At 33.5% G+C, this 15,587-nt stretch carries 13 protein-coding genes; 12 read left to right on the top strand and 1 reads right to left on the bottom strand.

Going from position 1 to position 15,587, the window contains the following annotated elements; genetic code table 11:
• The 12 genes from BLV55_RS08430 to BLV55_RS08375 all read left to right on the top strand — a co-directional run bounded on the left by BLV55_RS08430 (position 1) and on the right by BLV55_RS08375 (position 14,907).
• Positions 1 to 840, top strand: a complete 840-nt coding sequence (locus BLV55_RS08430; protein WP_093313305.1) for a 2-oxoacid:ferredoxin oxidoreductase subunit beta — start codon at positions 1 to 3, stop codon at positions 838 to 840.
• Positions 833 to 1,369: a 2-oxoacid:acceptor oxidoreductase family protein gene (locus tag BLV55_RS08425; protein WP_093313303.1), complete on the top strand. Its 537-nt coding sequence runs from the start codon at positions 833 to 835 to the stop codon at positions 1,367 to 1,369. The genes BLV55_RS08430 and BLV55_RS08425 overlap by 8 nt, the downstream gene beginning before the upstream one ends.
• A 25-nt stretch (positions 1,370 to 1,394) precedes the next feature.
• A complete protein-coding gene (locus tag BLV55_RS08420; RefSeq protein WP_093313301.1) occupies positions 1,395 to 2,258 on the top strand; it encodes a MurR/RpiR family transcriptional regulator in 864 nt (287 codons plus the stop codon).
• 127 nt (positions 2,259 to 2,385) lie between these two features.
• Entirely contained in the window at positions 2,386 to 3,879 is a 1,494-nt protein-coding gene (locus tag BLV55_RS14705) for a 4-hydroxy-3-methylbut-2-enyl diphosphate reductase (protein WP_093313299.1), read from the top strand.
• Between the two features lie 176 nt (positions 3,880 to 4,055).
• On the top strand, positions 4,056 to 5,186 hold the full coding sequence (gene rpsA / locus BLV55_RS08410) for a 30S ribosomal protein S1 (protein WP_176968332.1): 1,131 nt from the start codon (positions 4,056 to 4,058) through the stop codon (positions 5,184 to 5,186).
• Between the two features lie 130 nt (positions 5,187 to 5,316).
• Complete coding sequence (locus BLV55_RS08405) at positions 5,317 to 6,087, top strand: CheR family methyltransferase (RefSeq protein WP_093313295.1); 771 nt, start codon at positions 5,317 to 5,319, stop codon at positions 6,085 to 6,087.
• Positions 6,088 to 6,392: 305 nt separating this feature from the next.
• Positions 6,393 to 7,733: a tRNA (N6-isopentenyl adenosine(37)-C2)-methylthiotransferase MiaB gene (gene miaB, locus BLV55_RS08400; RefSeq protein ID WP_093313293.1), complete on the top strand. Its 1,341-nt coding sequence runs from the start codon at positions 6,393 to 6,395 to the stop codon at positions 7,731 to 7,733.
• A 30-nt stretch (positions 7,734 to 7,763) separates the two neighbouring features.
• Positions 7,764 to 10,442, top strand: a complete 2,679-nt coding sequence (gene mutS / locus BLV55_RS08395) for a DNA mismatch repair protein MutS (protein WP_093313291.1) — start codon at positions 7,764 to 7,766, stop codon at positions 10,440 to 10,442.
• The gene (mutL, locus tag BLV55_RS08390; RefSeq protein WP_093313289.1) at positions 10,439 to 12,337 is read left to right on the top strand and encodes a DNA mismatch repair endonuclease MutL; all 1,899 of its coding nucleotides are present in this window, start codon (positions 10,439 to 10,441) and stop codon (positions 12,335 to 12,337) included. Before mutS ends, mutL begins: the two co-directional genes overlap by 4 nt.
• Before the next feature lie 25 nt (positions 12,338 to 12,362).
• The gene (gene miaA, locus BLV55_RS08385) at positions 12,363 to 13,337 is read left to right on the top strand and encodes a tRNA (adenosine(37)-N6)-dimethylallyltransferase MiaA (RefSeq protein ID WP_242870078.1); all 975 of its coding nucleotides are present in this window, start codon (positions 12,363 to 12,365) and stop codon (positions 13,335 to 13,337) included.
• Positions 13,327 to 13,581, top strand: a complete 255-nt coding sequence (gene hfq, locus BLV55_RS08380; protein WP_093313287.1) for an RNA chaperone Hfq — start codon at positions 13,327 to 13,329, stop codon at positions 13,579 to 13,581. The genes miaA and hfq overlap by 11 nt, the downstream gene beginning before the upstream one ends.
• A 54-nt stretch (positions 13,582 to 13,635) precedes the next feature.
• On the top strand, positions 13,636 to 14,907 hold the full coding sequence (locus tag BLV55_RS08375) for a methionine gamma-lyase family protein (protein ID WP_093313285.1): 1,272 nt from the start codon (positions 13,636 to 13,638) through the stop codon (positions 14,905 to 14,907).
• Here the strand turns inward: BLV55_RS08375 and lexA are convergent.
• Positions 14,904 to 15,524 carry a transcriptional repressor LexA gene (lexA, locus tag BLV55_RS08370; RefSeq protein ID WP_093313283.1) on the bottom strand — a complete coding sequence of 207 codons (621 nt, stop codon included), beginning with the start codon at positions 15,522 to 15,524 and terminating at the stop codon, positions 14,904 to 14,906. The two genes, BLV55_RS08375 and lexA, sit on opposite strands and share 4 nt — an antisense overlap.
• Positions 15,525 to 15,587: the final 63 nt, after the last annotated feature.

Genomic DNA, 15,587 nt, shown 5'->3' with positions numbered 1-15,587 from the left:
ATGAGTTTAGGAAGCCCTGTCATTAAAGAATATTTTCGTAGTGATCGATTACCTCATATATGGTGTCCGGGGTGTGGACATGGAGTAATAATGAGAGGTGTTGCGATTGCGATTGATAATCTTAACCTTGATAAAAAGAAAGTGTGCATCGTATCAGGCATAGGATGTTCTTCCAGAGCGCCGGGGTATATGGATTTCAACACTCTTCATACCACTCATGGACGAGCCTTAGCTTTTGCAACAGGCGTGAAACTTGCTAATCCTGACTTAACCGTAATTGTTATTACTGGTGACGGTGACTGTACGGCTATTGGCGGCAATCATTTCATTCATGCTGCTAGAAGAAACATTGATATAACAACGATTGTATTTAATAATAAGATTTATGGCATGACAGGTGGTCAATACTCACCGGCTACACCTCTTCATGAAATGGGAACCACAGCACCTTATGGAACGGTAGACCCGGACTTTGATATTTGCAAACTTGCCGTAGGTGCTGGATCATCGTATGTTGCTAGATCAACGGCCTATCACGCAAACCAACTGATCAAATATATTCAAAAGGGTGTAGAAAACAAAGGATTTTCAATGATTGAAGCTATTAGCGGGTGTCCGACATATTATGGTCGGAAGAATAAGAAAGGCTCAGCCGTTGACTTAATGAATTACTATAAAGATAATGCGTTAGAAATAAAAGCAGCCGACAAGTTGCCAGCAGATAAAAAGATTGGCAAATTTATAGTTGGTGAATTTCATCATGAAGAAAAACCCGAATATGTTTCTGAATACATGAAAATGGTAGAAAAAGTTCAAAAGGAGCGATCCGAGAATGAGTAAACAAACGGAAATCCGATTAGGTGGTTCAGGGGGACAAGGATTAATTCTTGGTGGAATTATTCTTGCTGAAGCTGCAATATTAGATAATAAAAATGCTGTTCAAGCACAATCTTATGGCCCGGAGGCACGAGGAGGTGCTAGCAAGGCAGAAGTAATTATTAGTGATGGTCATATAGATTATCCAAAAGTTCAGCATGCTGATGTATTTCTAGCGCTGACGCAAAAAGCGTGTGATAAATATCTCTCTGAACTTAAAATGAATGGATTGTTGATCGTGGATGATAAAATCGAAATAAATCCTACAACTTATGAAAATTTCAAGATAGTGAAAGTGCCTATTCTTAAAACGGCCTTAGATGATCTTAAAAAAGGAATGGTAGCCAATATAATTGCGATGGCAGTTATACAACAATTAACACATGTTATCTCGAAAGAATCACTGGAGACAGCTGTCCTAAAAAGAGTTCCTAAAGGTACAGGAGAGTTAAATAAAAAAGCTTTGTTAGCGGGTTATAACTTAGTAAATTAGACAGCTAGTGTTGGAGGTTTTTTTCATGGATGAGAGAAATGATTTAATTCTTAATATACAAAAACAATTCCCTAAACTCAGCAAAGGTCAAAAGAGAATTGCACAGTTTATTATTGAAAATTATGAAAAAGCGGCGTTTATGACTGCTTCAAAATTAGGGATGGAAACAAGTGTTAGTGAGTCAACGGTTGTTCGGTTTGCAAATAATCTTGGTTTTGAAGGATATCCCCAATTACAACGAGCCTTACAGGATATTATTAAAACAAAGCTTACAACAGTGCAACGTGTTGATATGGGTAAAGAATATTCCACAGACTTGGAAATAGTTGAAAGAATTATGAAATCTGATATGGATAACATGCGTCATACTATTGAGATGATTAATGCAGCAAAAATAGAAACGGTCATTGATATGATATTAAATGCAGAACGTATCTATGTGCTTGGATTACGTAGTTCCAAATCTTTAGCAGATTTTTTAGGATTTTATCTAGGTTTAATTTTAGGTAATGTCGTTTTAGTAGGACATGGAATTAGCGACATATATGAGCAAATGCTCAGAATTTCAGATAAAGATCTGCTTATTGGCCTTAGTTTTCCAAGGTATTCTAGTAGAAGTATTGAAGTTACAAGATATGCAAAGGAACAAGGTGCGAAAATTGTCGCTATAACCGATAGTGAGATTTCACCTATTGCAAATATGGCGGATGAGTATTTAACAGCAAAGAGCAATATGGCTTCCTTTGTAGATTCATTAGTTGCGCCTTTGAGTTTATTAAATGCATTAATAGTAGCTATTGGAATGAGAGAAAAAAGTGATATTAAGGAACACTTTAATAAACTTGAAACGATTTGGGAAAAGTATAAAATATATGATGGTGATTATTAAAGATATTTTAGCGAAATGAAACGCGGTGTAACCACCGCGTTTTTAATTGAACCTTGTAGTTTCATGATTGTTGCGATATAATTGTATAGTAAAAAATCAATGACGTTTAACCAGGAGATGAATAAAATTGAGATTGGTTTTAGCGGAGCATTCAGGCTTCTGTTTTGGTGTGCAAAAAGCGATTGAAAAAGCGATTGAAGAAATGGAAAAATCAAAAGAACTAAAGGCAAATATTTTTGCTTTAGGGCCATTAATTCACAATAAGCAAGTTGTAGATGATTTGCAAAGTCGTGGGTTAGTTATTTCAGAGACGATAGACGAAATAGAAAACGGCTCTGTTATTATAAGATCTCATGGAGTACCGAAGCAAATATACAAAGATATAAAAAAAAAATCCCTTCACCTTGTAGATACTACTTGTCCATTTGTTAAAAGAATTCAAAAAATTGTTGATCAATATCATAAAAATAATTACAATATTGTCATTATAGGAAGCGCTTTACACCCAGAAGTGGTAGGCATAAATGGGTGGTGTGACCATGAAGGTTATGTCATACAAAGCTTAGATGAAATAGAAAAAATCGCAACAGATAAACCATTATGTGTCGTTTCTCAAACTACAATGCCCATTCCTTTATTTGAAAAAATTGTTTCAGCATTAAAAAAACGCCATGAAAATATGAAGGTTTTTAACACCATATGCTTAGCTACTCAAGATCGACAAGATGCAGCTTTAGAACTGTCTCAACAAGTTGATGCTATGATTGTAATTGGAGGAAGGCATAGTTCAAACACACAAAAACTTGTTGAGTTGTGTAAACGCATTCTTCCTGAAGATACATATGCGATAGAACAGTCTTCAGATTTGAATCAATACAATTTATCAAAGCATTCCTTAATCGGCGTAACAGCTGGTGCTTCAACTCCTAATTATATTATTCAGGAAGTGATGCAAAAAATAGAGCATACTTATAGAAAAACAACTCAAATTGCCATTGACGGTCCAGCTGGCGCTGGAAAAAGTACTATAGCGAAAAAACTGGCTAAAGATCTAAATTTTTTATATATTGATACAGGTGCAATGTATCGTGCGATTACTTATAAATTACTCATTAATCATATTGAAGTTACAGCACATAAAGAGTTAGTAGAATTACTCACCAGTACCAATATCAGATTTGAAAAAGGTGATATATTACTTGATAATGAGGTGGTGACACATAAAATAAGATCACCTGAAGTTACCAATAATGTTTCTAAAGTATCAGCTATTAAAGACGTTAGGATGACGTTACTCGACATACAACAAGAAATCGCATCAAACAATGATATTGTTATGGATGGTAGAGACATTGGTACTAGAGTCCTTCCGACAGCTGACTTGAAAATTTTTTTAACTGCTTCTGTTGAAGAAAGAGCACACAGACGATACCAAGAACTAAAAGAAGACCCTTCTTTTAACCTTACTTTAGAGGATATAAAAAAATCTATTGAGCACCGAGATTACGAAGATGAGAATCGCGAATTAGATCCTTTAACCCCAGCTAAAGATGCTATTTTTATCGATACAACAGAAATGTCAATAAATGAAGTTGTTGAAAAAATAAAGGAAAATTTGTGATTTTATGCAATGCTAATAGATTAAGTGCATTACAGTAATTATTTTTAATATAAAGAAGGAGTTTTGTCTTTTTTGTAGAATAAATAAAATAGGTGTAAGTAGTGCAAAGTATTCATTTATATTATATTATGAAACAATGAAGCAATTTTGAAATTATTCACATGGGAGGTTTTGAAATGAGCAACAATAACGAGCAATCGAATGAGATGAATGAAATGATGGAAGAAATTGAAAAGTCAATGGTGAGACTACATAGCGGAGACATTGTAAAAGGTCAAATTATTGATGTTACTCGAAATGAAATCATCGTAAACTTGGGATATAAATCTGATGGTATTATCCCTCGTGAAGAATTTACCTCTGATTTAGCTGCAGATTTACCTGCGTATTTTAATGCAGGAGATGAAATAGAAGTTTATGTGCAGCAAGTAGATGATGGAGAAGGTAATGTTTTATTATCTAAAAGAAAAGTAGATGCAATGAATGAATGGGTTGAATTAGCCGATGCAATGGAGAATAATCAGAAGGTTCCGGTCACACTGAAAGAAGTTGTGCGTGGCGGAATGATTGCTTATTATAAAAATGTAAAATGTTTTATACCGGCAAGTCAGCTATCTGATCGATATGTTGATGATTTAAGCGTATTTGTTGGTGAAAAGGTGAATGCAGAAATTTTAGAAATGGAGCGTCGTCGAAGCAAAGTGATATTATCAAGAAAAGCTGTTCTTCAAGATGAAAAAGATCAAAAAAAGAAAGAACTATTGAAAACACTTAGCAAAGGGCAGGTAGTAAAAGGTCAGGTAAAGCAAATCACTAATTTCGGTGCTTTTGTTGACATTGGAGGAATAGATGGATTGATTCATATTTCCGAACTTTCTTGGGGTAGAGTTAAGCACCCATCAGATGTATTGAAGATAGGTGAAGATGTCACAGTGGAAGTTTTAGAATTTGAAGAATCTACAGAAAGAATTTCTCTAAGTTTAAAATCTACTCAACCTGAACCTTGGAAAATAGCTGGTGAAAAATATGAAATTGGACAAATTCTTGAAGGAGAAGTAGTTCGACTTGTAGATTTTGGAGCATTTATAGAAATTGAGCCTGGTTTGGATGGATTGGTTCATATTTCACAAATTAGCGAAGAACACATTGCAAAACCTTCTGATATTCTACAAAAGGGCCAAAGAGTAATGGTTAAAATTCTTGATATTAATACGGATGAACAACGAATGAGCTTGAGTATGTCAGCTGTTAATAATGTTGATCCTAATGCGGAAGATATAGAAGAAGCAAAAGAAGGTATGGAATAAAATATAATAAATAGTCCGAATGATTAATACTTAATAGTATTTTAATAACAGATTACAACCAGACAAACTTGGCAAAAGTTGCACTCCATAGGTCTGGTTGTATTTGAATAAAAAGAAAAGGAAGAAGCCTATGGAAGGGTATGAATCTTTCAAATTAAAAATATATCAGTTTACCGGCATTGACCTTTCTAGTTATAAGGAAAGACAAATGAAAAGAAGGATTGAATCATTAATTTCAAGAAATCGATTTGATTCTTATGAAGCTTACTTTACTGAATTGAAAAATAGTAAAGAGTTGTTTGATGAATTTATTAATTATCTTACGATTAATGTTTCGGAGTTTCGACGCAATCCGCAACAGTGGGATGTATTGGAAAAAGAAATTATTCCTCAAATTCTAAGCAACACTAAAAAACCTAAGATATGGAGTGCTGCCTGCTCTACTGGTGAAGAGCCATACACGTTGGTTATGCTAATGACAAAGTTTTTACCACTTAAAGAAGTGGAAATTATTGCAACGGATATTGATTCAGGCGCGTTAGAAAAAGCAGATATAGGTATGTATAATAGCAAAGCTACTAAAAATCTATCTGCTGATACGGTTAAAAATTTCTTTATTCAAAACGGTGATTTTTATCAAATAAAGAACGAAGTAAAAGAAAGAGTGCGATTTAAAAAACACAACTTACTAGAAGATAAGTATCCTGATCAATGTGACCTAATTATCTGCAGAAATGTTATGATTTACTTTACTGAAGAAACAAAAAGTAAGATGTATCACAAATTTCATGATGCATTAAAGTCTCAAGGTGTCCTGTTTGTTGGAAGTACAGAACAAATAATTATGCCAAATCAATATAAATTAAGCCCATTAAAAACGTTTTTTTATCAAAAAAAATAACCAAAGTGCACCGATATCTTACTATCGAGTGCATTTTGCCTTTTTGATATATCGTTTTTTATGCTAGCTTTCTTTATTGTTTTCTTTTTAGCTTTCAACTTATCAAGCTTGAATCTCTTTTTCACAAACCTTTCCTTAATCCATAAAATAAGGTACAATTAATAATGATATTTATCCAATGACTTTCCTCGCTTACTCCCTTCATCTATAAGCGGAGAATGTTCCTGGATGATGCATTCTAACCTTTTGATGGATTTAAAACTCTATCGGAAGCTAGGATCCTGTTTATAGAAAGGTGCGTTTAAATGAATAAGAATCTTAATAAACAAATGTACTATAATGTACAAACCTTTGGCTGTCAAATGAATTTTCATGACTCAGAAAAACTATCCGCTATGCTTCAAAGCTTAGGTTATGTAGAAACCGAAAAGAAAGCGGAGTCTGATATAATAATTATCAATACTTGTTGCGTTAGAGAAAATGCAGAACTTAAAGTATATGGCAATTTGGGCGAACTTAAAAGAATGAAACAGAAGAACCCTAATTTAATTTTAGCTATTTGTGGATGCATGATGCAGCAAAAACATGTTGTAGAAAAAATCAAAAAATCATATCCGTTTGTAGACATTGTCTTTGGAACACATAATCTTCATCGTTTTCCAGAACTATTAAATAATTCATATCAAATGGAAGGCCTATTAGTAGAAGTTTGGGATCAAGAAAATGACATCCCTGAAAATTTACCCGTAGAAAGAAAATATTCAGCAAAAGCCTTTGTCAATATTATGTATGGCTGCAATAATTTCTGTTCCTATTGTATTGTACCTTATACCCGAGGGAGAGAAAGAAGTCGAGAGCCTGATAAAATATACGACGAAGTACAGAAACTTGCCCAAAATGGCACTTTAGAAATAACGTTGCTTGGACAAAATGTAAATTCCTATGGAAAAACACTTCAGAAACCTATTGATTTTTCAGATTTGCTTAAAGTTATCAATGATATTCCAGGTATAGAACGGATACGCTTTATGACATCTCACCCTGCTGACTTTTCTGAAAAGTTAATGGATACAATCGCTACACTAGATAAAGTATCGCCACATATTCATTTACCAGTTCAGGCGGGAAGTAATGCAATATTGAGTAAAATGAACAGAAAGTATTCAAGAGAAGATTATCTTAAAAAAATAAACATGTTAAAATCAAAAACTCCCAACATTGCAATTAGTACTGACATTATCGTTGGGTTTCCTGGAGAAACAGAAAAAGATTTTGATGATACTTTAGAGTTGGTTCGGCAAGTAGAATATGATTCTGCTTTTACTTTTCTCTACTCTATCCGGACAGGAACACCGGCAGCTACTATGGAAAATCAGATTCCAGATAATATAAAAATGGAACGCTTTAACAGACTAGTTAAACTTATCAACGAAATTGGTTATAAAAAAAATATGCATCTTGTGGGTAAGGTAGTACCTGTATTGGTAGAAGGTGTGAGCAAGAACAATCCTAACAGGCTTACTGGGAGAACAGATACGCATAAGCTAGTTAATTTCGAAGGACCACCATCTTGTGTAGGGTCAATAGTTCCTGTTAGGATAAATGAAGCAAAAACATTTTCTTTACTAGGCACTTCAGAATTGTGATTAACCCTACTGTAAGGAGAGGCTTTTAGAATGGCAAAATTAACACCAATGATGCAACAATTCTTTGATATAAAAAATAATCATCAAGATTCATTGCTTTTTTTTAGATTAGGAGACTTTTATGAACTGTTTTTTGAAGATGCCATTATTGCTTCTAGAGAGCTTGATATTACACTTACAGGAAGAAATTATGGTCAAGAAGAAAGAGCTCCTATGTGTGGAGTACCACATCACTCAGCCCAATCTTATATAGATCGACTTATCCATAAAGGGTATAAAGTTGCTATTTGTGAGCAAGTTGAGGAGTCAGAAACATCACAAGGAATCGTGAAGAGAGAAGTAATTCGAGTAATTACTCCTGGAACTGCCTACGATAGCAATATGTTAAACGAAAAAAACAATCATTATTTATTGTCCATCCATTATCGACAGGATGGATGGGGAATTACGTATGTTGATCTCTCTACAGGAGAAATGCTTTGCACACAAAATAGAAGCAACAACAGTTTTTTGAGCCTTGTTAGTGAAGTAAATAAAATAAATCCTGGAGAGATTATTTATCGCACTTCTAATAATAAAGATACAAGAAAAATAAAAAAATGGCTTAAAGAAACTTCCTATTTTGTAAGCTCCTTAGAAAATGATCCTATTGATTTGAATATTGGAATTGATAAGATTCATCAACATTTTAACGAGCAACAATCTGCTTCGTTGTCAATTAGTAAAGATCATTTAGCCTTACCTGCACTTGTAAATCTTTTTTATTACTTAGAAGAAACTCAAAAACGTAGTCTTAGTCATATTACAAGCCTGACCCAGTATAAACTTAGTGATTGTATGACTTTAGATCAACAAACGAGAAGAAATCTTGAGCTGACAGAAACAATTCAAGATCATACGATTAAAGGCTCCTTACTGGGAATTATAGATCAAACAAAAACATCTATGGGAGGAAGATTATTACGCAAGTGGATTAATGAACCACTGACTAATGATTGTTCTATAGAAGAACGATTAGATGCTGTTACCTTATTTGTTGAAAATACATTACTGAGGAAAGATATACGTAATTTCTTAAAAAACATTTATGATATTGAAAGACTAGTTGGTAAAATCGGACTACAAACGGTAACTCCCAGGGATTTGCTGTGTTTAAAACAAACACTGACACAGATTGGTAAATTAAGCAACCTTTTCTTAAATATTGAAAAACCTATATTGATTAACAAATGGATTTCCTTGTTAGATCCTCATCTTGACTTAATTACATTATTAGATAATTCGATAGATGATGATGCCCCTATTCATCTAAAAGATGGAGGCATCATAAAAAAAGGATATGACAATGAGATAGATGAACTTAAAAGAGCAGCAAAAGAAGGGAAAGAATGGATTGCTCAGTATGAACGAGAAGAACGTGAAAAAACTGGAATTAAATCATTAAAAACTGGATATAATAAAGTTTTTGGCTATTACCTGGAAGTATCGAAATCATATATTAACTCTGTGCCAGAAAACTACCAAAGAAAACAAACTCTTGCCAATTGTGAACGATATATAACAGATCCTCTTAAAGAATTAGAAGCTAAAATACTGGGGGCAGAAGAGCGTTTACAAATACTTGAAACTCAGTTGTTTAAGTCGATACGTGAAGGTATAAAACAGTATATTTTCAGTTTGCAACAGTTATCAAAAGCTATATCTGGTTTAGATGTGATAAGTAGTTTAGCTGAAACGGCTTTCACTAATCAATACGTGCGTCCTATTATATCACCAAAACCAATCATTAATATTAAAAACGGAAGACATCCAGTAATAGAAAAAACCCATAATCAGGAGTTATATGTTCCAAACGATTCGAAAATTGATGCCAAGGATCAAATGATCCATATTATTACTGGACCTAATATGGCTGGTAAGTCAACTTACATGCGTCAAGTTGCGATAATCGTGTTGTTAGCTCAGATAGGTTCTTATGTTCCTGCTGAAAAAGTAGTATTGGGTGTTGTAGACAGAATCTTTACGAGAATTGGTGCTAGTGATGATTTGTCGCAAGGTAGAAGTACCTTCATGATGGAAATGAGCGAAGTTTCAACCATACTCAAAGATGCAAGTCCCAACAGCTTAATTATTCTTGATGAGGTTGGCAGAGGGACAAGTACCTTTGACGGGTTGAGTATTGCGTGGTCATTAGTTAAATATATTCATCAACATATTAAAGCAAAAACTCTATTTTCTACGCATTACCACGAACTGACAGAACTGTCTACTCAGCTATCAGGGATATGTAATTATAAGATATCTGTTCAAGAAGATGGTCAAGATATAATTTTTCTTAGAAAAGTTATACCTGGTACAAGTGATAAAAGCTATGGCATTCAAGTTGCTCGTTTAGCAGGTTTACCAGAATCTCTACTTAATGATGCAAAAGATATATTAAATCATTTAGAAGATCATGCTGAGATTGATAGTAAAACAATACCATTTTCATCTCATAAAGAAGCAGAAGTAGTGAAAGAAAAAATGGATACACTAGCTGATTGCTCAATAGATCAAGAATTTAGTTATCTAATGCAAAAAATCCTTAATCAGAATATAGAAGAAATATCACCAATAGAAGCTTTAAATTTTTTATATGAATTACAAAAGGAGATTAAACGCAGTAACTATGCTATAGATGGTGTTAGCAAGGAGCTAGGAAATCAATGAATACACGAAAAAAAATAAACCTATTAGAACAAAACGTAATTAATCAAATTGCAGCTGGCGAAGTGATTGAAGCACCATATTCAGCCGTTAAAGAATTGGTTGAAAATGCAATTGATGCTGAATCAACTGAAATTCGTATCGAAATTTCTAAAGGTGGTAAAGAACTAATAAAAGTGACTGATAATGGAATTGGAATAGCGGCTGAAGAACTTAAAACAGCTTTTTTGCCACATACAACATCTAAGTTAAGGAAATTAGAGGATCTTGAAAAAATTGAATCACTTGGCTTTCGCGGTGAAGCATTAGCCAGTATCGTTTCCGTATCAAAAGTAGAAATTTATACTAAAACAAGCGAATCAGAGGTTGGTATGTATGGAGTTTTTGAAGAAGGACGACTTATTAGTTGCAAACCTACAGGTTGTCCAAATGGTACTACTATCATAATCCACAAACTGTTTTCAAAGACACCAGCTAGACTTAAGTATCTAAAAAGTGATGGAGTAGAATCAAGTAAAATAACTGAGCTTATTACAAGAATGGCACTAAGTAAAACAAACATTGCCTTCCAATATGTTAACAATAATAATGTTATGTTAACCACTAGGGGTGATGATTCTATCCAGTCTGTTGTAGAAACAATTTTTCCAAGAGAACTATCATCTTCAATGATAGCAGGGAAAGAGGTTAGTTTATTAAACCATGATGAAAAAATAAGTATTACTGGCTTAATTGGCCAACCTCACGCTACAAGAGGAAATCGATCATATCAGGTTTTTTTTGTTAATAATCGTCTTGTAAAAAGCAATTTTTTATCAAAAATCTTTGAATCAGCCTACAAAGATTCTGTAATGATTAATCGATACCCGGTAGGAATCCTTTATTTTTCTATACCATCTACATTAATTGATGTTAATGTTCATCCTGCAAAAACCACTGTCAAATTCTTTGATGAAAAAATAATTGATGATCTTTTTACAAAGTTTGTTCAAACAAATTTATTTCAACAGACAAATATCGTGACCTCGGGTTTAAGTCATGATGAAGTACACTTAGAAAATTACAAAGCATACACACCTAAAAGTTTGGATATATCGACATTGAAATCTGAATCAACTATTGTTGATAGAAAAGAACCGAAAAAATGCACTTTAAACCATGATAGTAATAATATGTATCAGACAAAAAATGAGACACCTACAGTTCAAGAAAACATACTTGAAGTCTATGAATCTAGCAAAAAAAACAATGAGTATCTTAAATACCAAAATAATCATGATCAACACTCAAATAAGCAATCTTATTTTATCAACCATGTATTAAGACTGAAAAATTATCATTTTATTGGACAGATATTTAATACCTATCTAATTCTTGAATCAAGCGATTCTATTTATTATATTGATCAACATGCTGCTCATGAAAGAATTGTATACGAATCAATGCTACAGGCATACTTAAATAGAGATGTTTCCGTGCAACACTTAATAGATGGTCAAATTCTCGACCTCAGCCCTATGGAAATAGAGACACTAAATAATCACATAACGATATTTTCTAAAATTGGTATAGAGTTGCAACCATATGGCCCTTATTCATATCGATTAATGACAGTTCCTTACGAAATGGGCATACCGGTTAGTGCAAAATGGATTAAAAATCTTTTAGATGAATTAAGTGTATCTAATAAAAATGATCAAGGAGTACCTTATGAGAAAATCATACGAAAAGCTTGTAGATATGCAATAAAAGCAAACGATCATCTTGTTGATGAAGAAATTAACTCTTTATTAAACCGCATTCAAACACTTAATCCTCCTTTAACTTGTCCGCATGGAAGACCAATTGTTGTTCAACAAAAACGATACGAAATAGAGAGGTTATTTAAAAGGGTATAATGATCTATGAAAGAAGTGATTTCTATTGACACTCGCAAATAAAACAATTATTCCTATTATCATAGGGCCAACAGCTATTGGTAAAACGCACCTTGCTATTCAGTTAGCACTGAAAACTAATGGCGAAATAATAAGCGCTGACTCTATGCAAATTTATAAAAAAATGAATATAGGAACTGCAAAACCTAGCACTGATGAAAAACAAGAAATTCCTCATCATTTAATTGACTTAATTTTACCAGACCAGAGGTTTACGGTTGCTGATTTTCAAGAACAAGCTTTGACTAAAATTGATGAGTTGACTATACAAAAGACTTTGCCAATCATTGCAGGTGGAACCGGATTATATATTCACTCCTTATTATATGATATGGATTTTTCAAAAAAAGAAGTGGATCAGAGTTTAAGAAACAAATTAGAGGCAATCTATAAAGAAAAAGGCAGTGAAGAGCTATTCTTGCGTCTTAAATCGATTAATTCAGAAGTTGCATTGCGTATTCACCCTAATAATTGGAAAAGGATTATTCGTGCAATAGAAGTCTCCACGTATTCTTCACAAGGTATAAAAGATTTTTCTAAAGACTTAGTAGCAAGAAAAAATTACTGTTTCAAGGTGTTTGGGTTATATCAAGATAGGAATACACTTTATAATTCAATTAATAACCGCGTAGATGATATGCTTAAAAACGGCTTGGAAGAAGAAGTTCGCGAGCTTTTAAGGTGTGGATATAATAGGAATTCTCCAGCACTTAAAGGAGTTGGTTATAAAGAACTAATTGCATATTTTTATGGGGAATGCAGTTATGAAGATGCAGTGGGGTTAATTAAACGCAATACCCGTAGATTTGCTAAGAGACAAATGACCTGGTTTAATAGAATACCAGACGTTACATGGTATTCATTAAATGGTAGTAGCTCTAATGATAAAGAAAAAGAATTAGAAGTTATTAACAATCTTATCATAAAAGAATTGAAAGGAGTGGGATGCAGTGAAAAATAATGTGAATTTACAAGATGTTTTTCTTAATCATGTACGCAAAGAAAACATTTCAATAATCGTTTATTTAATCAATGGTTTTCAACTTAAAGGGCTAGTAAAAGGTTTTGATAATTATACCATTGTACTTGATACAGAAGGCAAACAACAACTAATCTACAAGCATGCAATTTCAACAGTTATTCCCTCAAAGCCTATAAACTTTTATCAATCTTCTCAACAACAGAGCTCGGGTATTACAGAATAAAACATATTGCAGCTACCAATGTATTTATACTACATGTGAAGGAAATGATACCGAATGTCATCAATGCTTATAAATAATTATCAAATAGACGCTAAGATTATAAAAGATGTGGAGGCTTCAGAAAAACAATTGGCTTCCATTTTTATGGAATACGATCATATCAAGGAAGAAAATCAGTACAAAGTAATTCATGCAATGCAAAAACACCAGTTAAGTGATCAGCACTTCAACTGGACTACGGGCTATGGATATAATGATTTAGGTCGGGAAAAAGTTGAAAGCATTTTTGCTGAAGCTTTCGATACCGAAGATGCTTTAGTGCGACCAAACATTGTTAATGGGACGCATGCGATAAGTTTATGCTTAACATCATTGCTTAATCCTGGAGAATGTATGATTTCCATCACTGGTCCTCCGTATGACACATTGCACAGTACAATTGGTTTGGAAGGAAACTATCCACACAGCTTAAAAAAATTAAATATTGAATATGAGCAAATAGAGTTGAAAGAAAATGGTTCAATCAATGAAGAAGAAGTAGAAAAAAAACTAGAAAGCTTAAATCCTAAAATGGTATATTTACAACGTTCAACAGGATATAGTTTTAGACCAGCTATTACTATTGAAAAAATGAAACATATTATAGAACTTGTTAAAATAAAACGACCAGATTCAATCGTAATGGTTGATAATTGTTATGGTGAATTTTTGGAAACAAAAGAACCAACTTCAGTAGGAGCAGACATCATGGCAGGGTCTTTGATAAAAAATCCCGGTGGTGGTATCGTCTTAACGGGTGGCTATATTGCTGGAAGAGCATCTTTGATAGAATTAGTGTCACAACGTTTAACAGCACCAGGGATAGGTAAAGAGTGTGGCTTAACTTTTGGTACTTCACGAACAGTTTTACAAGGCTTCTTTTTAGCCCCTAATACTGTAAGTGAAGCAGTCAAAGGCGCTATACTAGCATCACATGTTTTTCGCAAGTATAATTATTTTGTTAACCCAACACCAGAAGAGAAGAGAAGTGATATTATTCAAGCGATTCAACTGAATTGTCCACAAAAGCTTATGGCATTTTGTAAAGGAATACAGGAAGCAGCACCAGTTGATGCGTTTGTAAAACCAATGCCATGGAGTATGCCCGGATACAAAGATCAAGTAATTATGGCCGCTGGTGCATTTATACAAGGCTCTTCAATAGAACTAAGTGCAGATGGACCTATGCGCAGTCCCTACAATGTTTATCTGCAAGGAGGACTAACCTATACGCATTCAAAGCTGGGAACTATGAAAGCTCTGAATCATCTAAATAAAATAGTTTAAAATCGTCGTATCAAACCAATTACTTTGCCTAAAATAAATACTTCAGAAACATATAAGGGTTCCATATGATCGTTTTCAGGCTGTAACCGGAATCCTTTTTTTTCTTTAAAAAACCGTTTAACAGTTGCTTCGTCTTCTAACAAAGCAACAACGATATCGCCATTTTCTGCAGTGCTTTGTTTTTTCACAACTACCTGATCATTGTTAAGTATACCTGCCTCAACCATTGATAATCCTTCGATTTTCAACATGAAAATATCCTCAGATGTTTCTAAAAAATCAATTGGCAACGGAAAAACATCCTCAATATTTTCGGTTGCTAAAATAGGCTCTCCGGCAGTTACTTTACCTACCAATGGTACGTTTATCATTCTTTTGCTTATGTTTTGATCTTGATATTGATAATCCATGATTTCAATAGCTCGAGGTTTGCTAGGATCCCTTTTAATGTATCCCTTTTTTTCTAAGTTTGTTAAGTGACTGTGTACAGTTGAAGTTGACTTTAAATCGACGGCTTCACCAATTTCACGAACAGATGGTGGATATCCTCTCTGTAGAACCGTTTCTTTTAAAAAATTTAATACACATTTTTGCTTCATTGTTAAATCTTCGTACAAGCCGATTCACTCCTTTCAATATGTCGTCATTATATCATAGATTATAAAACAAACAAACGTTCA

The organism is Tindallia californiensis (genome assembly GCF_900107405.1).
In the GTDB taxonomy this organism is placed as follows: Bacteria; Bacillota; Clostridia; order Peptostreptococcales; family Tindalliaceae; genus Tindallia; species Tindallia californiensis.
This window is presented reverse-complemented; position numbering and strand designations above follow the sequence as displayed.